16 protein-coding genes are annotated in these 24,187 nt (G+C 37.2%); 11 read left to right on the forward strand and 5 right to left on the reverse strand.

All coding sequences use genetic code 11. The annotated features are described in order from the left end of the window. Positions 1-2: 2 nt before the first annotated feature. On the reverse strand, positions 3-818 hold the full coding sequence (gene panB, locus OQX64_RS17085) for a 3-methyl-2-oxobutanoate hydroxymethyltransferase (protein WP_088299346.1): 816 nt from the start codon (positions 816-818) through the stop codon (positions 3-5). Positions 819-1,138: 320 nt separating this feature from the next. Between panB and carA the strand changes: the two genes are divergently transcribed. The 5 genes from carA (at position 1,139) to OQX64_RS17110 (ending at position 6,240) form a co-directional block, all read left to right on the forward strand. Beyond that, positions 1,139-2,251 carry a glutamine-hydrolyzing carbamoyl-phosphate synthase small subunit gene (gene carA / locus OQX64_RS17090; protein ID WP_088299345.1) on the forward strand — a complete coding sequence of 371 codons (1,113 nt, stop codon included), beginning with the start codon at positions 1,139-1,141 and terminating at the stop codon, positions 2,249-2,251. Between the two features lie 236 nt (positions 2,252-2,487). After that, complete coding sequence (locus OQX64_RS17095; protein ID WP_265819685.1) at positions 2,488-3,252, forward strand: ABC transporter ATP-binding protein; 765 nt, start codon at positions 2,488-2,490, stop codon at positions 3,250-3,252. A gap of 69 nt (positions 3,253-3,321) precedes the next feature. Further along, complete coding sequence (locus OQX64_RS17100) at positions 3,322-4,440, forward strand: ABC transporter permease (protein ID WP_265819686.1); 1,119 nt, start codon at positions 3,322-3,324, stop codon at positions 4,438-4,440. A gap of 111 nt (positions 4,441-4,551) precedes the next feature. Continuing rightward, a complete protein-coding gene (locus OQX64_RS17105) occupies positions 4,552-5,508 on the forward strand; it encodes a Fic family protein (protein WP_265819687.1) in 957 nt (318 codons plus the stop codon). 45 nt (positions 5,509-5,553) lie between these two features. Continuing rightward, positions 5,554-6,240, forward strand: coding sequence for an XAC2610-related protein (locus OQX64_RS17110; protein WP_265819688.1), 687 nt, complete (start codon positions 5,554-5,556; stop codon positions 6,238-6,240). A 4-nt stretch (positions 6,241-6,244) separates the two neighbouring features. Here OQX64_RS17110 and OQX64_RS17115 read toward each other — a convergent pair whose 3' ends face one another. The 4 genes from OQX64_RS17115 to kbl form a co-directional block, all read right to left on the reverse strand. Then, positions 6,245-6,820 carry a TetR/AcrR family transcriptional regulator gene (locus OQX64_RS17115; RefSeq protein WP_265819689.1) on the reverse strand — a complete coding sequence of 192 codons (576 nt, stop codon included), beginning with the start codon at positions 6,818-6,820 and terminating at the stop codon, positions 6,245-6,247. Beyond that, the gene (locus OQX64_RS17120; RefSeq protein WP_265819690.1) at positions 6,820-7,227 is read right to left on the reverse strand and encodes a hypothetical protein; all 408 of its coding nucleotides are present in this window, start codon (positions 7,225-7,227) and stop codon (positions 6,820-6,822) included. Before OQX64_RS17120 ends, OQX64_RS17115 begins: the two co-directional genes overlap by 1 nt. A 2-nt stretch (positions 7,228-7,229) precedes the next feature. Continuing rightward, a complete protein-coding gene (gene pheS / locus OQX64_RS17125; protein WP_265819691.1) occupies positions 7,230-8,270 on the reverse strand; it encodes a phenylalanine--tRNA ligase subunit alpha in 1,041 nt (346 codons plus the stop codon). A gap of 167 nt (positions 8,271-8,437) precedes the next feature. Beyond that, entirely contained in the window at positions 8,438-9,625 is a 1,188-nt protein-coding gene (gene kbl / locus OQX64_RS17130; RefSeq protein ID WP_265819692.1) for a glycine C-acetyltransferase, read from the reverse strand. 281 nt (positions 9,626-9,906) lie between these two features. Here kbl and OQX64_RS17135 point away from each other — a divergent pair, with 281 nt between their 5' ends. The 6 genes from OQX64_RS17135 (at position 9,907) to OQX64_RS17160 (ending at position 24,184) form a co-directional block, all read left to right on the forward strand. Continuing rightward, entirely contained in the window at positions 9,907-12,318 is a 2,412-nt protein-coding gene (locus OQX64_RS17135) for a DUF5686 and carboxypeptidase regulatory-like domain-containing protein (protein ID WP_265819693.1), read from the forward strand. Positions 12,319-12,770: 452 nt separating this feature from the next. Then, positions 12,771-14,357 (forward strand): hypothetical protein, encoded by a 1,587-nt coding sequence (locus OQX64_RS17140; RefSeq protein WP_265819694.1) that lies wholly within the window; start codon positions 12,771-12,773, stop codon positions 14,355-14,357. A 759-nt stretch (positions 14,358-15,116) separates the two neighbouring features. After that, positions 15,117-16,061: a rhodanese-related sulfurtransferase gene (locus tag OQX64_RS17145; RefSeq protein ID WP_088299335.1), complete on the forward strand. Its 945-nt coding sequence runs from the start codon at positions 15,117-15,119 to the stop codon at positions 16,059-16,061. A gap of 397 nt (positions 16,062-16,458) precedes the next feature. Beyond that, positions 16,459-19,326, forward strand: coding sequence for a ligand-binding sensor domain-containing protein (locus OQX64_RS17150; RefSeq protein ID WP_265819695.1), 2,868 nt, complete (start codon positions 16,459-16,461; stop codon positions 19,324-19,326). 333 nt (positions 19,327-19,659) lie between these two features. Then, positions 19,660-22,692: a SusC/RagA family TonB-linked outer membrane protein gene (locus OQX64_RS17155; protein ID WP_265819696.1), complete on the forward strand. Its 3,033-nt coding sequence runs from the start codon at positions 19,660-19,662 to the stop codon at positions 22,690-22,692. A gap of 22 nt (positions 22,693-22,714) precedes the next feature. Then, the gene (locus tag OQX64_RS17160) at positions 22,715-24,184 is read left to right on the forward strand and encodes a RagB/SusD family nutrient uptake outer membrane protein (RefSeq protein WP_265819697.1); all 1,470 of its coding nucleotides are present in this window, start codon (positions 22,715-22,717) and stop codon (positions 24,182-24,184) included. The last annotated feature ends 3 nt before the right edge of the window (positions 24,185-24,187 follow it).

Below are 24,187 nucleotides of genomic sequence, written 5' to 3' on the forward strand. Positions count from 1 at the left end.
ACTTAATACTGTTCTTTTTCGCTGGGAAAATCATTGCTTTTAACATCGCGGATGTAAGACTGGGCAGCACCTAAAATATCATCATATAAATTAATATATTGACGCAAAAACCTGGGTTTAAAACCTTTGGTTAAGCCAATCATATCATTTACCACTAAAACCTGTCCGTCGCAGCCATTTCCTGCGCCAATACCAATGGTAGGAATATGTAAGCTCTCGGTTACTTCTCTACCTAGTGCGGCAGGAATTTTCTCCAGTACAATGGCGAAACAGCCGGCAGCCTGCAAAGCTAAAACATCAGTTTTTAATTTATTTGCTTCTTCTTCCTCTTTCGCCCGAACGGTATAGGTACCAAATTTGTAAATCGATTGTGGTGTTAACCCCAGGTGACCCATTACCGGAATTCCTGCTGTAATAATGCGCTGAACAGATTCAATAATTTCTTCACCACCTTCTAACTTTACACCATGTGCGCCAGATTCTTTCATAATTCTGATGGCAGAGTTTAAAGCCTCTTTTGAATTTCCCTGGTAAGAACCAAAAGGAAGATCGACCACTACAAATGCACGTTTTACCGCTCTGATCACAGATGCCGCATGATAAATCATCTGATCTAAAGTAATAGGCAAAGTTGTTTCGTGACCAGCCATTACATTCGATGCCGAATCACCAACCAGTAAAACATCCAGTCCTGCATCATCTAAAATGGTCGCCATGGAATAATCATAGGCTGTTAGCATAGATATTTTTTCACCACGCTGCTTCATTTCCTGTAAAATGTGTGTGGTTATTCTTTTGATTTCTTTATGTACCGACATGGGTTTTGTTTTGTAGCCCCAAAAGTATTGTTTTTTCCTTAAATAAGCGGAAAGACCAAAGGTAAAAGACTAAAGCTACCAAAACCTGAAATCGTTTTATACTCAAATCAAGCATCAAACCTTTCGCTTTAGTCTTTCTGCTTTTACCTCAAAGCTTATTTAACTTTTTTCTTTACATTTCCATTCTTAAATCATATCTTTGTACCCCGAAATGGAAGGGATATATTCATCTTTTTTTGCACCCTGCAAAAACAGCTTAAGTGCTGAGATAAACCCTTTTTTCATGTCTTTTTCAACTCAAAATCCATATTGTAATTACCATGACTAACTACACCAAGTTACCTGCGATTTTATTACTGGCTGATGGCACTATTTTTCACGGCAAAGCGGCTGGAAAAATCGGCACCACCACTGGCGAGATTTGTTTTAATACCGGGATGACGGGTTACCAGGAAATCTTTACTGATCCAAGTTACTTTGGACAAATAATGGTGACCACCAACTCGCACATTGGTAATTATGGAATTCAGAAAGAAGAAATTGAATCTGATTCAATTAAAATTGCAGGCTTAGTTTGTAAAAACTACAATATTGTTTATAGCCGTAAACAAGCAACTGAATCTATCCAGGATTACTTTCAGAATGATAACCTGGTCGCTATTTCTGATATTGACACCCGTGCCCTGGTACGTCACATCAGAGATAAAGGTGCCATGAATGCCATCATTTCTTCAGAGATTACGGATATTAATGAATTGAAACAAAAACTTGCTGAAGTTCCTTCTATGGAAGGCCTGGAGTTATCATCAAAAGTAAGTACAACTGAACCTTATTTTTACGGGAACCCTGATGCCAGCTTAAAAGTTGCAGCATTAGATTTGGGGATAAAGAAAAACATTCTCCGCAGTTTCGAAAACCGGGATATTTATGTAAAGGTTTTTCCTGCAAAAACAAAGTTTGCTGAAATGGAAGAATTTGGTCCGGATGGTTATTTTATTTCTAACGGTCCTGGCGATCCGTCTGTAATGCCTTATGCTGTAGAAACCATTAAGGAAATCATGGAAGAAGACAAACCATTGTTCGGCATTTGTTTAGGCCACCAGTTATTGGCAGAAGCAAACGGCATTGGTACGATGAAAATGTTTAACGGACACCGTGGCTTAAATCACCCGGTTAAAAATATTATTAAAAACCATTGTGAAGTAACTTCACAAAATCATGGTTTTGGAGTTATTCCGGATGAGGTTAGACATTCAGATAAAGTTGAAATTACACATGTTAACCTGAACGACAAATCTATCGAAGGTATTCGTGTAAAGGGTAAAAAAGCCTTTTCAGTACAATACCACCCAGAGTCTTCACCAGGCCCTCATGATTCTCGTTATTTATTTGATGATTTCGTGAACGTGATGAAGGGCGAATTGGTTTGGTAAACGGGTGATGGGTTAAAAGGTTTCCAGTTATAAGTTGTGGATTACAGGTTTAATGTCATAGATTACAACATATAATAACACTGTATCGTTTCTGATTCTGGCTTTGCCACACAGACTTTCAACTTTTAACTAAAAAAAATGCGGATCTAACCTGATTCGCATTTTTATTTTATCATATTTTCTTTTTTTCTGACTAATTCACTCTTAATTCATTTTTAGCTCCTTACCTTCGTTATATGGAAACAAACAAAGCCATGATCAGCGTCAAAAATCTGGTTAAAAAGTATGATGATTTCATTGCCGTTCAGGATTTAAGTTTCGAAGTTTACGAAAATGAAATTTTTGGCTTGCTCGGTCCTAATGGTGCCGGAAAAACCACTACTCTCGAAATTATTGAAACACTCAGAGAGAAAACTTCCGGAGAAATTATTGTTGATGGCCTTTCAGTTGATAAACATCCCAACGCAATTAAACAGCTCATTGGTGTGCAATTGCAGGCGGCCGGCTATTATCCTAACTTAAATCTGATTGAACTGATTGAACTTTTTGCAGGTTTGTATGGTGCTAAAATCAAGCCGATGGATATGTTGGAAAAGGTTAATCTTCAGGATAAGGCAAAAGTCAAATATAAAGCCCTTTCCGGCGGACAAAAACAGCGCTTCTCTATTGCTACGACACTCATTAACCAGCCCAAAATTATTTTCCTGGATGAGCCTACAACCGGCTTGGATCCACAGGCGAGAAGAAATTTATGGGATTTAATTATTGAAATTCGAAATGCCGGCACCACTGTGGTGATTACAACGCATTATATGGATGAAGCCGAGCAACTTTGTGATCGCGTTGCATTTGTAGAACGTGGAAGAATTATCGCTGTAGATACGCCTGACAACCTGATTGATCAGCTGATTAACAGTGGTTTCGAACGTAAAAAAGAAGTAAAAAAAGCGAACCTGGAAGATGTATTTATCAGTATGACAGGTAAAGAATGGAGAGAATAACCTCATTAGGAGTTACCTGCAAATGGAATACAATCTGCAAAAAAGTAAAAAATAATTATACGTTAATAAATGAACGATAGAAATTCAGGTTCCGCTATGGCGGGAGAAAGACCTAAGGCTTATAGCAATACTACAGCAACACTTGCCCTGGCTAAGGCAAGTTTCCGTTCAATTATGAGAAGCCCTTCTGCAGTTGTTTTTACGCTGGCTTTTCCCTTAATATTCATATTGGTTTTTGGCTTTTTAGGTGGTGGCGGCACGCGCATTGATGTTGGCATTACACCCGGATCAGATATTAATAACCCTGTGATCAGCATGCTTGGAAAAACAGGTATGATCCGACTGGTAAAAGACAAATCAAAAGCAGAATTTGATAAATTGCTTGAAAAAGGAAATGTAGATGCGATGGTCGATATCCACAGAAAAGTGAATACCTCGGCTTACTCCGTTAATGTGGTTTATACTTCTGCATCCCGTGATAAGGGAGGCATTTTAAAGTCGGTTTTGAACAACCTTTTTTACGATAAAACACTAAAACCAAGTGTTGCTGAAATTAAAGAGCGTACCGTTACCGGAAGAGAATATAAAACGATTGATTTTATTTTACCGGGTCAATTGGGTTTTTCTTTATTAAGCACCGGCGTTTTTGGCACCGCTTTCGTTTTTCTGAGCTTACGCCAGACACTCGTAATCAAACGTTTTTTTGCAACCCCTGTAAAGCGCTCCAGCATTGTAATCGGTGAAGGCATTGCCAGAATTGGTTTCGCGCTCATTGGCGCTTTGTTTATTATCCTGATCGGCCATTTTTTCTTTGGTTTTACCCTCGTCCACGGAGTCGTCACGGTGATAAATATGTTACTGCTGGCTACGATGGGAATTATTGTGTTTATGGGTTTTGGCTTTATCATTTCAGGCATTGCGAAAAGTGAAAGTATGGTTCCTCCCATTTCCAATATTGTAACCTTACCACAATTTTTATTGTCTGGGACGTTTTTCTCCATTGAAGCTTTCCCTACATGGCTGCAACCCATCAGCAGGGCTTTACCTTTAACCTATCTTAATGATGCCATGCGAAAAGTCGCTTTTGAAGGTATGGGCTTATGGGACGTAAAGTTTCAGATTATGATTCTGTTGATCTGGGGGATTGTGATTTACGCAGTTGCCGTAAAAGTTTTTAAGTGGGAATAACCTTTTAAAAAAATATTTTAGGCCGGTGCGAAATAACTCCGGCTTTTTTTTGGTAAAATTAATATCGGTTATATATATTTTTTATTCTAACCGATATTAATATATTTGTGTATGTGGAATTTTAACCTGGACAATCTGAAAGAATTACAACCCCTTATTGATCGGTTGTATGAGAAAAAAGCCAAAATTGATTCTTCGAGGCCTTTACCTAATAGCGCACTTCAGCGCATTAAAACAGATTTAAGCCTTGAATGGACTTACAATTCTAACAGTATAGAAGGCAACACCCTAAATTTACAGGAAACCCAAATGGTACTCCAGGAAGGAATGACCATCAAAGGAAAATCACTGAGAGAGCATTTCGAGGTATTTAATCATGAAAAAGCGATTAATTATCTATACACTCTGGTAGAAGAAAGCTACCAATTACGCAGTATAGATATATTATCACTTCATGGTTTGGTCTTAAGAAGCATTGAGGATGATTTTGCCGGTCGCATCAGAAATGGAGGTGTTCGAATTGTAGGTGCCAATTTTATACCGCCCAACGCAAATAAGGTTTCTGATTTACTGGATGAGCTGATTAATTTTGTGAATAATAATCCGCTGTCTTTAAATGACATGGTTCTAACCACCATTTTCCACCATAAGCTGGTATGGATTCATCCTTTTTTTGATGGCAATGGCCGAACCGTAAGGCTGGCCATGAATCTGCTATTAATGAGAAAAGGGTTCCCACCTGCAATTATTCTTAAAACAGACCGAAAAAAATATTACGAATCACTTAACCAGGCCAATAAAGGAAATTACCATAAGCTCTGCTTACTTATGCTTCAGGCTGTTGAACGTTCATTAAATATGTATATCAATGCCCTTCCCGGCAATCACTATGGTGATTATGAATCAATAGCCAGCATTGTTGCAGAACCGGATATTCCTTACGGCCAGGAATATGTTAGCTTGTTGGCCAGGCAGGGCAAAATTGATGCACACAAAGAAGGAAAAGACTGGCTTACCACAAAAAAAGCTGTAAAAGAATATATCACCAACAGAAAAAGAATACGTTAACCTTTTTTAACTTTTTGCTTAAAACGAATCAGGTACTTTTGTATCATGAAAAAACTGATGATTATTTTTGCAGCCTTATTGGTTTCTTTTAACGCATCTGCGCAATTTAAATTTTTATCGAATAATACCTCAGATGAATATAATGCGAAGTTATTTGTTGCCGATTGCACTGATGGCCATTGTGAGGGAAAAGCTACGATTGCCATTTCTGACAAAATCACAGGAGATGATATTCAGACATTTCACTCTGATGACCTGGATTTTTCTTTAACTGAAAAACAAAATGCAAGAATAGGCTGGCTTGATCTCGGAAAGTATCAAAGTCCGTTAATTTTTGGCGATTTTAATTTTGATGGCAAAGAAGACCTCGCCATCAGAAATGGAAATAAAGGTGCCTATGGCAGTGCTTCATATGATATTTATATTTCTGATAAGAACAGGAAGTTTACACTGGATAAAAATCTGACGAAACTGGCCAGTGAAAATTTAGGCATGTTCGATGTTGACCGGAAGAAAAAGCAAATCAGTATTGAACAAAAAAGCGGATGTTGTTTTCACAGCACAACCAGTTATGAAGTGGATAGCAAAAAGGGACTTAAAGAAGTTTCGTCAGTGATTGAAGATTCCAGTATGGGCGATGAAGTAACCGTTATCACTCAAAAAATGGTGGGAGGCAAAATGCAAAAAAATGTTCAAAAGTTTAAAACCAAAGATTACTATGCAACACCATAATTATTTATAAGGCTGCTTTCACCAGGAATGGTAAAATTTCTTTTTGAAAACTGACAAAATTCTTTCTCACATCGGCATCACTCACTGAAGTAAATGCAAATGAAAATACGATGCTTTTACTGGCTTTAAGCAAAAAGGCTAAACCTTCTCTCCTGGCGGGATTATTCTTAAAATTATCCAATTCCAGATAAGCCGCGAGCAGTAAAGCTTCCAGTTGATCGGATAAATGCTTTAAAAACTCCTGCGAATTGGCATTTTCACGAACAAAATCCCATCCGATAAATTCATTACATGCAGTGAAGGATAAGCGGCTTGTTTTCATCACCAAAGCTTTCAGGTGCTCTTCTTCAGAAGCATAGCTTACTTTGTTATTGATGATTTCGTAGAGATTCTGATCTAAATAATCCATCAGGATACTGTCCAGCACCTGCTCTTTGCTTTCAAAATATTTATAAATGGTAGCTTTGGCTATCCGGGCCTTTTTAGCAATTTCGTTTACACTTGTTTTGTGATAACCATATTTTCTAAAAAGTTCTTTGGCAGCTTTTTTTACGGTATCTTTTATTTTTTCGGCTTCCATTAATTGGTTACGTTTAATAAAACATTCCCCTGCAGGGAAACATTGTAAATTTTCAGATTTTTTTCTGCCGGAGCTTTCTGCGGTGTTCCGTCAAGCAGGGAGAATTTTGCCCCTGAACACGGATCAGTAGCAGTGATACTGTTGTCATCAGGAACAATGGCACATTTTTTCTCCGGATTAACGGTGCTGCAACGATCAAAAGCCACAAAGCTACCCAATGGTGTTTTAACAAGAATTAAACCGGCTACTCCCTGATTAGGCACCAATAATACACCGTTTTTTGCCTGCAAACTAAATTGTGTGAGTGTAACATTATAATTAACCACCACTTCTGGAATATAGTTTTCTTCTTTCCCGCAGCCACACAATAGTATCGTAAAAAACAATATGCTATAAAAATGCCGCATCGTTAAATTAAGGCTGATTTAAACTGTTTTAAGAAGCGGGCGTCGTTTTCTGAAAATAAGCGTAAATCTTTGATCACATATTTTAAATTCGCGATGCGCTCAATACCCATACCAAAAGCAAATCCGCTGTATTTTTTAGCGTCGATCCCACAGTTTTCCAACACATTCGGATCAACCATTCCACAACCTAGAATTTCTACCCAACCACTGTATTTACATAACTGGCAGCCTGCGCCTTTACAAATGGTACAAGAAATATCCATCTCGGCAGATGGCTCAGTGAAAGGAAAGTAAGAAGGACGGAAGCGAACTTTTGTTCCCTCGCCATATAATTCCTGTACAAAGTAGAATAAAGTCTGTTTTAGATCCGCAAATGAAACATTTTCATCCACATACAAACCTTCTATCTGATGAAAAAAGCAGTGTGCCCTGGCCGAAATGGCTTCATTGCGGTAAACCCTGCCCGGCATAATTGCCCTGAAAGGTGGCTGTCCCTGCTCCATCATACGCACTTGTACCGATGAAGTATGTGTACGCAAAGCAATGTCGCCTTTTTCTCCGCCTTTTTTTATGAAAAATGTATCCTGCATATCTCTTGCCGGATGTTCTTCAGGAAAGTTTAGCGCCGAGAAGTTATGCCAGTCGTCTTCAATTTCTGGTCCTTCGGCTACATTAAAACCAAGCTTGGCAAAAATCTCTACAATTTCACGCCTAACCAGCGCTAAAGGATGCCGTGAACCAATTTCAAAACCTTCTCCAGGTAGTGTTAAATCCTGGTCATTCACAGAAGCCTGAGCCGTACTGGATTCCGTAATTTCTTTCAGGGAATTGTATTTTGATTCGGCAATTTGCTTAAACTCATTTAAAACCTTCCCCAGTGATTTTTTTTCTTCAATGGAAACAGATTTAAATTCTTCGAAAATTTCTTTTATAATGCCTTTACTGCCTAAGTATTTAATTCGGAATTGCTCCAGTTCATCTGCTTTTTGTGTTACGAAAGCTTGAATATCCGTGGTGTATTGTGTGATCTTATCCTGCAACATGGGTTCAAATATACAGCAAAATATCGTAAAAATTTAAACATACCGGGTTCAAAAATCTGTTTACAATATCAGCATAAAAGAAAATGAACCCAAAACAGCAAAAGCCACATGATGTGGCTTTCTAAATATTTACACTGGTTGGTGAGACACCAACCAGTAGGTTAATTTTAAATGACACCTAAGTCTTTACCCACCTTGGTAAAAGCGGCAATCGCCTGATCAAGGTGATGTTGTTCATGTGCAGCAGAAAGCTGGACGCGAATCCGTGCTTTACCCTGCGGAACAACCGGATAGAAAAATCCGATCACATAAATTCCTTCTTCCAGCATTTTTGCAGCAAATGTTTGGGCTATCTTCGCATCATATAACATCACCGGCACAATGGGGTGAAAACCAGGCTTGATATCAAAACCTGCCCCGGTCATTTTTTCACGGAAATATTTGGTATTGCTTTCCAGTTTATCTCTCAATGAAGTGGTTTCACTTAACATATTCAAAACGGCGATAGAAGCACCGGCAATAGCAGGCGCAAGCGTATTGGAGAACAGATATGGGCGAGACCTTTGACGCAACATATCAATGATTTCTTTTTTGCCTGAAGTAAATCCGCCTGATGCTCCTCCCAAAGCCTTACCTAAGGTTCCGGTAATGATATCAATGCGATCCATTACATTAAAATGCTCATGTGTGCCACGTCCGGTTTTACCTATAAAACCAGAGCAATGCGACTCATCAATCATGATCAATGCTTCGTATTTATCAGCTAAATCTGCAATTTGGTCTAATGGTGCAACAGATCCATCCATTGAAAAAGCACCATCGGTAACAATAATCCTGTGGCGACAATCTTTAGCTGCAATCAGTTGTTTTTCCAAATCTTCCATATCTGCATTTTTATAACGGAAGCGCTGTGCTTTACATAAACGAACACCATCAATAATGGACGCATGATTTAGCTCATCTGAAATAATGGCATCTTCAGCATTAAATAAGGGTTCAAAAACACCTCCATTCGCGTCAAATGCTGCTGCATATAAAATGGTATCTTCTGTACCTAAAAATTCAGATATCTTAGCTTCAAGTTCTTTATGTACATCCTGGGTACCGCAAATAAACCGTACTGATGACATGCCATAACCGTGGTCATCAATTGCTTTTTTAGCAGCTTCAATTACTTTCGGATGAGAGGAAAGGCCTAAATAATTATTCGCACAAAAGTTGATCACCTCTGCGCCGCCACTCACTTTAATATCTGCACCCTGAGGTGTAATAATTATACGTTCGCGTTTAAACAATCCAGCGTTTTCAATTTCTTCAAGTTCCTTTTGAAGAACAGGTTGTAAGGTTTTGTACATGGCTTTTTATGGTTATTACGGCATCAAAGTTATAAAAAAAACCGCGCTCCGTTTGAAATTCCAACTTGAAATACCATTTTACTTCAAATGAATCTGATCTCAACTTGCCAATGCCATATATTATCTTGCAAAAACGAAAAAAGAAACCAGGTAAGCTATTTTTTTTCGTACTTAACAAACTTTAACATTGAAATTCTGTATAGTCTTAAAACTTATTCGATATTTATAGCTTACTAATCATTACCATGATAAAATTTTGCGCGCTCCTTTTATTTTGTAGTTTGGCCAATTTTGCAATTGCACAGCAACATATTATTTCAGGAACTATTCGGGATACGGGCGGGCAACCAGTACCTTTTGCATCTGTTTATATTAAAAATACCACCACGGGCACTTCAGCCAATGTGGATGGAAAGTATACTATTAAGCTGAACAGCGGTCAGTTTACACTTAGTTTCAGGGCAGTGGGCTATACACAACAAGATCATATCGTAAATGCTAATACAGATATCCTTTTGGATGTTAAACTCTCTTCTGAAAGTTATACGCTTGATAACGTTAACATCAAGGCAAATGCGGAAGACCCTGCCTATGAAATCATCAGACAAGCCATTAAAAAGAGAAAGGAACACCTGGAGGAAGTGAAAGCATTCTCCTGCGATGTTTATATTAAGGGAGTACAACGGCTAAAAGGTGCCCCTAAAAAATTCATGGGCAGAGATATCAGAAAAGTGATGGATCTGGATACGAATAGAAAAGGCATTATTTATCTCTCAGAATCGCAAAGCAGATTCAATTTTCAAAGGCCAGATGATATCCGTGAGGAGATGATTTCTTCTAAAGTAGCAGGTACAAACAGTGCGTTCAGTTTTAATAAGGCTTCAGATTTAATTATTGATTTTTATGATAATTACCTGTTAGAGAATAAATTGAGTGCCAGAGGATTCATATCTCCAATTGCTGACAATGCGCTGTTCTACTACAAATACAAATCTTTGGGTGATTCGAAAGAAAATGGTGTACTCGTTCATAAGATAGAGGTGATCCCACGTCGCGAAAATGATCCTGTATTTAGAGGTATTATCTATATTATTGATGAAAGCTGGAGAATTTACAACACCGATCTTTACCTGACTAAAAATGCAGGGATCAATTTTATTGATACTTTAAATATCAACCAGCAGTTTACGAAGGTAAAAGAGGTGTACATGCCTACCAGTGTGAACTTTCAGTTTAATGGGAATATTTTGGGTTTCAAATTTGCAGGGTACTATGTTGGCGTATATAGCAATTACAACCTTGAGCCTAAATTTCCAAAAAGCTTTTTTAATGGTGAAATTCTGAAAGTTACCCAAATGGTGAACAAAAAGGATTCAATTTATTGGAGCAGTAACCGTCCGATTCCTTTAACACCTGATGAGAAATTAAATTATGTTAAAAAAGACAGCATTGCAAAGCTTAAAGAATCTAAAAAATATTTAGACTCTCTGGAGAAAGAAAATAATAAATTCGGGTTAGGTAAGCTTTTTATGGAGGGCCACAGCATCAATGACCGCTATGATAAAAAATATTATTCATTTGATCCCATCAGAAAATCTATTTTTTATAATACCGTAGAAGGACTTGTGATCAAGTATGGTGTTACGTACAAAAAAGTTCTTGATGACAACGTTTCATACAGTATCAGACCGGAGGCAAGGTATGGTTTTGCTAATCAGAAATTAACGGCGAGTTTAAGCGGAAATTACCTTTACAATCCATTAAAACGAGCCAGTGTGAGTGCATCTTTTGGTAATGGAATTTTCGACATGAACAATTTGGGTTCGATGACGGCCATAGGTAATACCATTAACTCGCTATTGTACGAAAAGAATTTTGCGAAATACTACGAAAAAAGTTTTTTCAATATCAATACCACCAGAGAACTGGCTACAGGTTTACAAGCCAGCCTGGCCTTTGATTATAACAGGAATCATTATCTCACCAACAGCACTGATTTTAAATTCTTCGATAATAAAGAGCGGGAATTTACCTCAAATAATCCGTTTAGTCCGAATCTGGAGACACCACTATTTCCAACTTACACTTCCGTTAGTGCGACAGCAAGTTTAACTTATACCATCGGGCAAAAATACATCACCAGACCAGATGGTAAGTTTTACACTGAATCAAAATATCCGAAAATAACCGTCTTGTATAAAAAAGGGATGAACGGGGTATTGGGCAGCGATGTCGATTACGACTTTGTAAAAGCAGAGGTTTCTCAGGATAGGATTGGGTTAGGCTTATGGGGATATACTTCACTTTTAGCGGGCGTTGGAAAGTTTTTAAATAACAGCAAAATGTATTACCTGGATTATAAACATTTCCAGGGTAATATTTCTACCATCTTCCCCCCTAACCTTCGTAAATTTCAATTTCTTGATTTTTATCAGTTCAGTACCAATCAGCAATATTTTGAAGCACACCTGGAACATAATTTTGCTGGCTTTTTCTTCAATAAGATTCCAATCTTACGCAAAGCGAGGTTAGAAGAATTTATAGGCGGCGGGTATTTATCTTCACCAGAAAAAAGAAATTATAAAGAATTTTACTTTGGTATTCAGCGATTGGTATTAAGAGCAAGTTATGGCTTCGCCTATGATGGCGCAAAAAAGCTGACGCAGGGATTTAGAATCAGCTATGGATTTTAATTTAGGTTAGAATTAAAGGTTGGATTGGTTAGGGGATTATTCTGTGATTTTTTTTATTCACTCCCTCAGAAATTACAAAATGTCATTTAATAGTAGTATCTAAAAATTAATTTAATAAACTATGTTATGAAAGACTCATTTTAGATTACTATAGCATCAAATCACAGACTAATTTTTTTTTAATCATCTTCAATGAGATAGAAGCTTCAACAATATACTTTCCTTTATTAACTTACTGTAATTAATTTAGGTGATGATATCAGGCTATCTAGAATAATAAATATCTTATAACGACTAAGCTATTAGTTATAATCTGGCAGAATAATAGTATACTACATACCACTCATACAAATTCAACGGTTAACAATAATATTACCATCTATTTGTATGTAATCATTTAAATGTATTGGATTAATTATTAATTTTACAAATAAGTAAATTTAACTCTATATATGAATAAATCCTTTACCATTGTCCTATTAACGGGGCTAACTTTATTAAATTTTAGTTGTAAAAAAAGCACTATAGACCAGTCTCTATCCCATGATGGCGCTTTAAAAAGCATGGAGGCATCTCCTAATAGATTACTATCCTCAGGAACACCGTCATTTCCACTTGATTGGGAAAATATCTCATTTATGCCATCACCTCCTAATGCCCCAATTATACCAGTACCTTGGCAGTCTGGCTTGGGCGGCATCAAAATTGATCAAGATATGATATACGACTACGCAAAATCTGATGGATGGGAATTAGTTTATAATACTTTTACTACAAGCGCAGTTTTAAACCCATCTTACTTTATGCTTTACAATAAATATAGAGGCGTTTTAAGGAGTTATTTTTATTTTGCTCCTGGGCAGAACTATCCATCTAATAACATCGTTTGCGGATTATCACTTAATGGTCAAGGCGCTGCAGCATCACCAGCGTTAAATTTTTCAGGGACGGACATTACAGATTATAATACAAACCAAGCAGCTGTTACCCAGCTTCAGCCCTATCAAGTCTCCTCTACAGGCTCATGGTATGCCGCTGAGTTTGAAATTGCTTATGATAGAAATACAGCTACTACGGCTTACCCGACAACAACTATGCAATGGCAAATAAACCCTAATAGTATTGCTCAAATTAGTCTAAACGGAACACAGGCAGGTGAATTAAACGGAACTATTGCCGTACCAGCCTCCAAAACAAACTTCTTTGGAACATTGACAAATAGTATTGTCAATGCTGCTCTTTCAGTCGGCACTGGTTATGCAACCGGGGCAATAGGTTTTCTATCTACGGCTGATAAACCTAAAGTAGCTGGCGCACTGTCAAATGGTTTAGCGGGAACGGTAAGTGGGTTTTTAAATGGTATATTTGGTTTCACAAAAAAGACAACAACCAATCAAAAAGTTTCATTAACACTCAACACTAATATTACTGTGAACGGCAGCTCTACAGTTAGCAGTCAATTGTTTGATAATGTTTTTGCTATTCCAGGCACATTAAATAATAATCAAGCAGCAACTTTTTATCCTGCTTATAATGTCCCAATGGGAGTTTTCTATATTGATGGCAAACCTCAGGTGTTTGAACAACATACAGACTCTAAAGTCATCCTTCCAGTTCCGCCTTTCGGAGAACCTGATCCACGTAATGGAAGAAAGGAAGGATATAATTCAATAAATACGTATACGATTGATAGAAATTCTTTCAATTTAATTTTTAATCCTGCAGTTTTATCTGATGCTACAATTAGTAATATAAGATATGAAGTTTTGGCTTTTGGCATCGAACCCATCCTTAATAGGGATAAACTACCCTATCCATATGAAATTTCTTCTTCAAAAAAGGAAGACATATTAGGTTACGGATTGGTTGCCTCTGACCCTTCTAGTATTGGAATAGGCTTTTTATCATTAGTTCCTAGTAAAGCAATAGAGAAACCTTCAGGAGTTGCCGTGCGGGTATCTTTTGACGTAGTTCCAAAAGATGGATCAGCAAAACAAACTATAGTTAAAACGTTTAAAGCAAATTTGACAGCGATTTAAAATAACTTCTAAATCAATTATAATTGAGGAATGGGAACGTTTATAGATTGACTTGAAAAAAATTAATAAACATATGAGTAATGATAGTATCTACATGTATATCTGATTAACAAAGATGATATATCATGATGCAATGCCCCCAGAAGTGAAACGCTTTTAAGGGGCATTTTTGCTATAAAGAATACAAAATACCATTTTAATTTCAAACTGAAAGTGTTGAACAAATAATAAAGGTTATTATAGATTTTACCTTTGCAGCTATAAATATATAAGGTTATTAGAATAATAAAATTTCATAATAAATTAGGTATGTAAATTTTATTCAATAGTCTTTAATTAAGTATTTCAATATTATTCCGTAGGAAAGAAGCTTTCTAAGAAACAAACGTTTTAGGCTCTTGCTACAGTTATGTCAAACATCAGGTTATAAAAATTTTACTTATACGAATGAAGTTTTAAAAACAAGCATTTAGTTTAACGAATCATTGATAAGCAAACATTAATAAACCATTAAATTGCTAGAATTTTATTTTTTTTATTTGTCTAATTATTGATATTCCTATTGAATTATCTCGTTTATATTAGTGCTTTATTGAGATTTATCATATTTTTATAACCCATTTAAAAAATTGATAGACATAGATCATCAAAATATACTATCATTTTATTAAATTCTTAATTCGTATTATTACAAGCGTAAAGATTATTCTTTATCTTTGCCCCGCTTTAAACGCCGTTTGCAACGGTATCAACAGCGTTATGAAAAAATATCAGACACTTCTTTATTATTGCTATAGTTACATAGCAGATGCAGAACAATTTGCTGCAGATCACCTTAAATTTTGTAAATCGCTAGATTTAGTGGGCCGTATTATTGTGGCTGATGAAGGTTTAAACGGAACGGTTTCAGGTACGCAACAATCATGCGATGCCTATATGAAAGCTATCCATGCAGATGAACGTTTCGCGAAGACGGAATTTAAAATCGATGAGGTGGAAGAACCATCATTTTTAAAGATGCACTGTCGCTATAAGTCAGAAATTGTGCATTCGGGTTTAAGAGACACTTCGATTATCAATCCAAATGAAAAGACAGGCAAACACCTGGAACCAGCAGATTTCATGGCCATGAAGGATGATGAAGACGTTGTTATTTTAGATGTTCGCTCCAATTATGAGCATAACCTGGGGAAATTTAAAAATGCAATTACGCTAGATATTGAAAATTTCCGCGATTTCCCGGAGCAGATAAATCAGTTGGCTCAATACAAAGACAAGAAAATTCTAACTTACTGCACCGGAGGCATCAAGTGCGAAAAGGCTTCGGCCCTTCTTTTACACCATGGCTTTAATGATGTTTACCAGTTACATGGTGGAATTATCAAATATGGAAAGGAAGCAGGCGGTAAAGACTTTGAAGGTAAATGTTACGTATTTGATAATCGAATAGCCGTAGATGTTAATCAGGTTAATCCTACCGTTGTATCAGTTTGCTATAATTGTGGCAAAACCACCCCAAAAATGATCAATTGCGCCAATCCGGAGTGTAATGAACACATCACCCAGTGTGATGAATGTGGAGAAAAACTGCAGGGTTGTTGCTCTACGGCTTGCACCACCAATCCACGGAAACGCCCATACGACGGAACAGGTTATTATGTGAAGGTTCCTCAGCCAGTAGCAAAGAAAGTAGAAATGATATGATGGAGTTGATGGCCAATAGTTAGTGGTCAATAGCTTAGTTGGAAATCCATAATTGATTGTTTAACGCGGATAAGCACCAGCCGATAAACCTAAAAAGCGTCCATTCTGGTAATTAAGAAAGCCGCAGATTCAGTAAACCTAAATATTGCATGACGCTGTATGGGCAATAAAAAGCTGAATTCTAGATCCGGATTAGAAGTTGTTTGTTTATGGCTTCATCCCGGAGTGATATCATTGAAGCTGCATTTAAGAGGCTTTATGGTGAATATGAACAACTTTGCAAAAATGATGTCTATGGACTATTGAGCAATTAGTTTAATAATAAAACCATCAACTAACAAGCATCCAATGTTTTTCATTTACTTTGCAATGCAATGGCTTAATCAGATCCCATTATATGTTTAGTATAGTACGCCTGTTTTTATTATTTCTTCTTCTATCCCATTATGCTTTTGCTTCCGACATTAAGAGCATTGGTGTTCCGTATATTGAAAATTACTCCAAGTCTGTTTACGGTGCAGGCAATCAGAATTGGAGCATAGCCAAAGACCATCATGGCATTATGTACTACGGCAATGCCGAAGGTTTACTCACTTTTGATGGAAAGTATTGGCAAAAATATAAAATGCCAAACGGTCAGATCGTAAGATCGGTTGCGACAGATCAAAAAGGAAAAATTTATACCGGATGCTTCGGCGAATTTGGTTATTGGGCCATTAAGGAAAATAAATTAACTTATCATTCGCTCATTTCACTGCTTCCAAAAGGGGCAAAAATCACAGATGAAATCTGGAAAATTTATGTGGATGGCGACCGTGTTATTTTTCAGTCGTTTTCCAAAATTCTCATTTACCATAATAATAAAATTAGCATTGTAGCTTCCTCAAAATCATTACTTTTTCTGCACCAAGTAAATAAACGATTTTTTGTAGAGATACTTGAAAACGGATTACATGAACTGGTTGGCAATAAACTGGTTTACCTTGCAGAGAGCGATCAGTTGGGCAAACAAGGGGTATTATCTATCCTACCCTATAAGAATGGAGGACTTTTAATCGGCACCAGCAAAAACGGCCTTTTTGTCTATGACGGAAAAAATTTTACCCCCCTAAATACACCGGCAAATGCATTCCTGAAAACTTATCAGCTTAATAACGGTGTTCGGTTACTGGGAAAATATTATGCCTATGGAACCATTCTGAATGGCTTGATTATCATTGATGAAGACGGCAACATTGTACAGAAAATCAATAAATCAAGCGGACTTCAGAACAATACCATATTAAGTTTGTACGCTGATAACGAACAGAATCTTTGGGCAGGTTTGGATAATGGCATCGACAGGATTGAATTAAATTCGCCCCTGTACTTTTATTTTGATAAAACCGGGCAGTTCGGAACAGTCTACTCCAGTATCATTTTCGACAAAAAAATCTATCTTGGCACTAACCAGGGGCTATTTTATAGTGAATGGTCTCCAAATACGGCATCAAATCTTAATTTTAAACTTATTCCGGGTTCACAAGGACAAGTTTGGGAACTGACCATCATTGACAGCGAATTAATTTGCGGCCATAACAGCGGTACATTTAAAGTTTTTGGTGACCGGATTGAATGGATCTCGCGGACAAGTGGCGGCTGGACGATAAAGAAGCTAAATTCCAATCCCAATTACCTGATCCAGGGCACTTATGTTGGTCTCTCACTATATCAGAAAATACCCGGGGCAGGTTTAAAATTTATCACACAAATTTCGGGTTTCGATGCACCATCCCGGTTTATTGAGCAAGATAATAAAGGCGATATATGGGTCGGTCATGCTTACAAAGGGCTTTATAAACTTACTTTAAATTCAGATTATACAAAAGTCATTAGCACCAAGTATTTTGATGAACGCAATGGTTTACCTGGTAATTATAACATCAACATTTTTAATCTGGAAAACAGAATTGTCTTCTCTTCTGATAAAGGTTTTTATACCTATGATGAATTGAGCAATAAATTTACCAGTTATGAAGTATTAAATAAAAAACTGGGGTCTTTTGCCGCTTCAAATAATATTATTCAGGCCGGAGAAAAGAAATACTGGTTTATCAACCACGGCAAAACATCTTTGGTTAATTTTTCTGCCCCTGGGAAAATAGAAATAGATTCCAACCAGTTTAGTTTGCTCGACGGACGAATGGTTCAATACTATGAAAACATCAGTAAAATCAGTAATTCCATCTATCTGATTAGTGTAGATGATGGCTTTGTAATTTATAATTCACAGCAAAATCAATCTTTTGCGAGTAAACTCCCCGCTGTTCTCATTCGGAGAATAGATGACATTACCGATAAATACTATACGCTTAATGAAACCGGAAATGATACCGAGCTCCCGTACAGCAGAAATAATATCCGCATTTCTTTTGCACTTCCTTATTACAGGCAGGCTAAAGTAAAATACCAGTATTTCTTAGAAGGTTATTCAAAAGACTGGTCAGACTGGAGTGATGCTGCCGAAAAGGATTTTACTAATCTATCCAGTGGAAGCTATAAATTTAAGCTCAGAGCTAAACTTAATGACTCATCAGTAACAGATGTAACGGTCTTTAAATTTACCATTCTTCGTCCCTGGTATTTGAACAACTGGTCATTACTTGCCTATTCTATTCTTTTCGCTGTGGTTTTGATCTTAGGTAAGAAAATCTATGAAACAAAGCTTAAAAGAGACAGTCAAATAATAAGTGAGCAACTAAAGTCAGAACAGGATGAAATCCTGAGAAGGGAAACAGAAGCCAATGAGAAGCAGATTACAAAACTTCAGACAGAAAAATTACAGGCTGAGCTGGCTTCTAAAACCCGCGAGTTAGCCAATTCGGCCATGACACTGGTTTATAAAAATGAGCTGCTGCAAAAATTAGGTGGCGAAATTACCAAATTGAAAGATGAGAACGGCAAGAAGCTGTCTGATGATCAAACCCGTAAAATACAGAAGGTAATTAACGATGGGATGAATGATGAACGCGACTGGCATTTATTTGAAAACAGTTTCAATGAAGCACATGAAAGTTTCTTCAAAAAATTAAAAGCACAGCATCCTGATTTGGTCCCTAATGACCTTAAACTATGCGCTTACCTAAGGATGAATATGAGCAGTAAAGAAATGTCATCACTGCTTAACATTAGCCTGAGGGGCGTGGAAATCAGAAGGTATAGATTGCGTAAAAAACTAGAGGTTCCGCATGATAAAAACCTTACAGAATTCTTGATGGAATTGTAGTTTTAAAATTACAGGAAGTTTTAGGTAGATCATTTTAAATAAAATTTTATCCAGAAATTCATTAGTTAGGGCAGCAAACCACTACATCATTACCTCTCATAGCCGAAAAATTTACCCCACAATTTACTTCGTGTATATTTTACACTATTTAAAAAAAATTATTAAGGTGCCGTATTAAAAAAGTGCCTATTTGGCCCTTTACGCTATTTGGTACGTTTAACTGAAGTATCAAAATCAACTTCATGATGTATAAATGTTGAGGTATATTTACTTGCACAAGCAGAAAAACAACCTCACTTTTATATTAACAATTAACTAAATTTTAATAATAGCATGAAAAGAATCTTTACAAGAATTTCTGTTCTCGCTGCATTTTGCTTGCTAACCATTAACGTAGCATTTGCGCAAAACATTACCATTAAAGGTAAAGTAACTGATGGAGGTGATAAGACATCTTTACCGGGCGTAACCATTACGATTAAGGGTGCACAAGGGGGAACGCAGACGGATGCAGACGGGAATTACTCAATCAGCGCACCTGCTGATGCCACTTTAGTATTCAATTTTGTAGGTTACACAGCACAAGAGCAGGCAGTGGCTAACCGCACCGCCATTAATGTGGCTTTAGCTTCATCAACACAACAACTCGAGCAGGTTGTAGTGGTAGGTTATGGTACACAAAGAAAAATTGATGTAACCGGATCGGTAGCCAGTGTTAAGGGTGATGATATTTCAAAACAACCATCTACTAATCCAATTAGTGGTTTACAAGGTAAAGTTGCAGGGGTTTCTATCAGCAATAACGCTACACCTGGATCGTCGCCTCAAATTACCATTCGTGGAACGGGAACTATTTATGGTAACACCGGACCATTATATGTTGTGGATGGTGTTTGGTATGATGATATTACATTTTTGAATCCTGCTGATATTGCAAGTATCAATATTTTAAAAGATGCATCTTCACAATCAATTTATGGTATTCGTGCTGCAAATGGTGTAGTATTGGTAACTACTGTTAAGGGTAAAAGCGGTAACGCTACAATTAATTACAATGGTACTGTAGGTTTGCAAAGTGTTACAAATGCAGTTAAAATGACTAATGCAAGTGAATACGCAACCGCAGTAAATGAAGCCTATGCAATTAATGGTGCCACCCCTTTATTTACAAATACTAATCTTGGAGAAGGTACCGACTGGTATGATCAAGCATTAAGAAATGCTATTATTAGTAATCATCAACTTTCCATCAATGGCGCAACAGAAAAATCAAGTTATAATTTTTCATTGGGTTATGTAGATCAGGATGGTATCATAAAAACCAATAATTATAAGAGATATACTGCACGTCTATCAAACGATTTTCAGGTACATAAAAATCTTAAAATAGGTTATAATGTTACTGGTAGCTCTAGTATATCTAAGAATGTTCCTGAATCAATATACCGCGCTCTATATACAGCTGCTCCTGTTTTACCTATTTTTAATGCAGATGGTTCCTATGGAGATCCTACTAAAGTTTCAAATGGAAACTCTACCGTAAATTTAGGTAACGGAAGTAATGTAAACCCACAAGCAACGCTTGATTTCAACAATAGCAGAACTTCAAAATACAGAATAACTGGGAATGTTTATGCAGAATTAAAGTTTGCAAAACATTTTACATTTAAAACAAGTGCAGGTGGAGATTTCGGACAGGAAGAAAATACCATATATGTACCTAAGTATTTTGCTACCAGTGCACAAAATACCAATATCAGTAACCTCACTATTGGCAGGGTTGAAACAAGAAACTGGATTCTGGAAAATACATTAACTTATGAAAATAAGTGGAATGATCATAGCTTGACCGTCCTGGCAGGCCAAACCGCACAACGCTATAAATCTTATACCGTAACCGGAACTGCACAAAACGTTCCTTATCAATCTGAAGGAGACCTTTACTTGCGTTTAGGCAATGCTGATGGCAGAAAAATTGAAGATGAAGGATCATTAAACACAGCTACATCTTATTTTGGACGGATAAATTATGGTTTCAAAAATAAGTACTTATTGAATGCTTCATTGAGAGCTGATGCTGCCTCGCAATTTTTTGGCGGCAGTGATTTATGGGGATATTTCCCTTCAGTTGGTGCAGGTTGGGTGATCAGCAATGAAGATTTCATGAAAGACCAGAAAATCTTCAGCAATTTAAAATTAAGAGGTAGCTGGGGTAAAGTGGGTAATGCAGGTGTACCAATCAATCCTACAACACTTACAGTAAATCAAAGTGCTGCTTTAATTGCGTTTTATAATGGTGTAGCAAATACCGGTGCCAGTGTAACAACCATAGTTCCCCCAGCACTTTTCTGGGAGCGCAGTGCAGGAACTGATATTGGTTTAGAAATGGGTTTTTTCAATAATAAACTATCCATTGAGGCCGATTACTATAACAAAAAAACAGAGCAGGCAATCTTTAACATTCCTATCCTAGGTTCATTAGGTACTTCTAACAGTTTATTATTAGGTAACCAGGCTGACTTCAGAAACAGAGGGTTTGAGCTAGTAGCTACCTGGTCTGATAAAACTGACGGCGGTTTAACTTATTCCATCAGTGGAAATATAGGCATTAATAACAATAAAGTGCTGAATGTTACTTCTGGATCCAATCCAATTGATGCTGGTGGAGATGGATTAAATAATGCAGTGGTTCCAACTAGAACTGTAGTTGGGCAACCAATAGGATCATTTTTTGGTTATGAGGTAACCGGCATTATACAAACTGCTCAAGAAGCTGCAACTTCTGGTTTATCAGGAGCTAAACCCGGAGATTTCAAATATGCTGATCTAAACGGAGACGGTACTATTGATCAAAGGGACAAAACCTTTCTTGGAAATCCAAACCCTAAGTACACTTATGGTGTTAACACAAACTTTGCATACAAAAATTTCGATTTAACAGTTGATATTCAAGGTGTTGCAGACGTAGATGTATTTAACGCAAACTTAGGCAACAGGTTAGGTAATGAGAATTACACTAAAGAGTTCTATGACAACAGGTGGACAGGTGCTGGAACTAGTAATACCTATCCTTCAACAAATTTGGCTGGCGGGAACAATAACCAAACCAATTCATTTTATGTAGAAAGTGGTGCTTATATCAGATTAAGAAATATTCAATTGGGTTATAATTTGCCACAACAGTTAACTTCTAAATGGAAAATACAAAAATTACGCGTATTTGCCAATGCACAAAACGCAGTTAACTTATTTGGATACAGGGGTTTTACGCCTGAGGTTGGAGGTGTACCCACCAAGGCAGGTATAGATCTAAACGTATATCCAATGTTTGCTACCTACAATATTGGTGTAAACTTAACTTTTTAATTGATTTGAAATGAAAACATATATGAACATAAAATTACAAAGATGGTGTGCAGTTGGTGTGTTATCCACTTTAATGCTCGCATCTTCCTGTAAAAAAAGCTTTCTTGATGTAGATCCACAAGGGCAACAGGCTGCGCAGCAGTTCTGGAAAACCCAAGATGATGCAACTAAAGCGGTTAACGCGATTTATGGAAACTTACGTACATGGGAAAACCTGGCTTTTCCCGCTATAGCCATAGAAAGTACAGGCTCTGACGAGGCAGATAAGGGCAGTACACCAGTTGATGCTACCTTCTTTAATTTATATGATACCTTCACTGTTACTTCTACTGAAGGTTCTTTACAAAGTTTCTGGACAGGTCAGTATAGAAATATCAATCTCTGCAACCAGGTATTGGATAACATTCCTTCCATTTCTATGGATGAAAGTTTAAAATCGCGTTATCTGGCTGAAGCCAAATTTGTGAGGGCTTATTCTTATTTCAGGTTAGTCAGAGCTTATGGTGGTGTTCCCCTTAGGCTTAAGGTTCCCGCAGATGCTTCAGAATATAATATTCCAAGAGCAGATAAGGCAGCCGTATATGCGCAGATTGAAAAGGATTTAAACGAAGCTGCTGCAGTATTACCGGCCTCTTATGGTGCTGCAGACTTGGGCAGAGCTACAAAAGGAGCAGCTATTGGTATGCATGCTAAAGTAGCCATGTATCAACAAAAATGGAGTGATGTATTATCATTAACCAATCAGGTCATATCTTTGGGTTATGCTCTGTTTCCAGATTTTGAAAAAGGGTTTCGCACCCAAAATGAAAACAATGTTGAATCTTTGTTTGAAGTTCAATGTGAATACTATCCTACAAACCTAGATGCCTCGAACTCGCAATATAGCCAGGTTCAGGGTGTAGCCGGAGAACCGGCAGGAGGTTGGGGCTTTAACACACCATCTCAGGTATTAATTGACGGCTTTGAAACGGGTGATCCAAGAAGAGATGCGACTATAATTTTTCCTGGTGAAACTACTCCACAAGGAGATATTATCAAAACCAATTTAGTAAATATTGGGTATAATCAAAAATCATATGTTCCATTCAGCATGTACATTGCCGGAAATCAGGGATCTCAGCAAAATTTCAGAGCGCTAAGATTTGCAGATATTTTACTAATGAATGCTGAGGCAGCCAATGAATTGGGAAATCCATCACTTGCTTTAACATCGTTAAATAAAGTGCGTGCACGTGCAAGAGGCTCCTTAACTGGAATTCTTCCTGATGTTATCACAACAGATAAAGCTTTACTTCGTTCAGCCATCTACAGGGAAAGAAAAGTGGAGTTGGCTTTAGAGAATGACCGTTATTTTGATGTGATCCGTCAAGGTAGAGGTGCTGAAGTATTTGGTGTTAAAGGCTGGAAAGCCAACAAAAATGAAGTCTGGCCTATTCCACAAACAGAAATTGAATTGAGTGGAGGCTTGCTCACGCAGAATCCTGGTTACTAATAA

The organism is Pedobacter sp. GR22-10 (genome assembly GCF_026239715.1).
In the GTDB taxonomy this organism is placed as follows: Bacteria; Bacteroidota; Bacteroidia; order Sphingobacteriales; family Sphingobacteriaceae; genus Pedobacter.

Coding starts and splice junctions, on each gene's coding strand:
- panB (WP_088299346.1), bottom strand. CDS start 818: ATGTCGGTACATAAAGAAATCAAAAGAATAACCACACACATTTTACAG.
- carA (WP_088299345.1), top strand. CDS start 1,139: ATGACTAACTACACCAAGTTACCTGCGATTTTATTACTGGCTGATGGC.
- OQX64_RS17095 (WP_265819685.1), top strand. CDS start 2,488: ATGGAAACAAACAAAGCCATGATCAGCGTCAAAAATCTGGTTAAAAAG.
- OQX64_RS17100 (WP_265819686.1), top strand. CDS start 3,322: ATGAACGATAGAAATTCAGGTTCCGCTATGGCGGGAGAAAGACCTAAG.
- OQX64_RS17105 (WP_265819687.1), top strand. CDS start 4,552: ATGTGGAATTTTAACCTGGACAATCTGAAAGAATTACAACCCCTTATT.
- OQX64_RS17110 (WP_265819688.1), top strand. CDS start 5,554: ATGAAAAAACTGATGATTATTTTTGCAGCCTTATTGGTTTCTTTTAAC.
- OQX64_RS17115 (WP_265819689.1), bottom strand. CDS start 6,820: ATGGAAGCCGAAAAAATAAAAGATACCGTAAAAAAAGCTGCCAAAGAA.
- OQX64_RS17120 (WP_265819690.1), bottom strand. CDS start 7,227: ATGCGGCATTTTTATAGCATATTGTTTTTTACGATACTATTGTGTGGC.
- pheS (WP_265819691.1), bottom strand. CDS start 8,270: ATGTTGCAGGATAAGATCACACAATACACCACGGATATTCAAGCTTTC.
- kbl (WP_265819692.1), bottom strand. CDS start 9,625: ATGTACAAAACCTTACAACCTGTTCTTCAAAAGGAACTTGAAGAAATT.
- OQX64_RS17140 (WP_265819694.1), top strand. CDS start 12,771: ATGAATAAATCCTTTACCATTGTCCTATTAACGGGGCTAACTTTATTA.
- OQX64_RS17145 (WP_088299335.1), top strand. CDS start 15,117: ATGAAAAAATATCAGACACTTCTTTATTATTGCTATAGTTACATAGCA.
- OQX64_RS17150 (WP_265819695.1), top strand. CDS start 16,459: ATGTTTAGTATAGTACGCCTGTTTTTATTATTTCTTCTTCTATCCCAT.
- OQX64_RS17155 (WP_265819696.1), top strand. CDS start 19,660: ATGAAAAGAATCTTTACAAGAATTTCTGTTCTCGCTGCATTTTGCTTG.
- OQX64_RS17160 (WP_265819697.1), top strand. CDS start 22,715: ATGAACATAAAATTACAAAGATGGTGTGCAGTTGGTGTGTTATCCACT.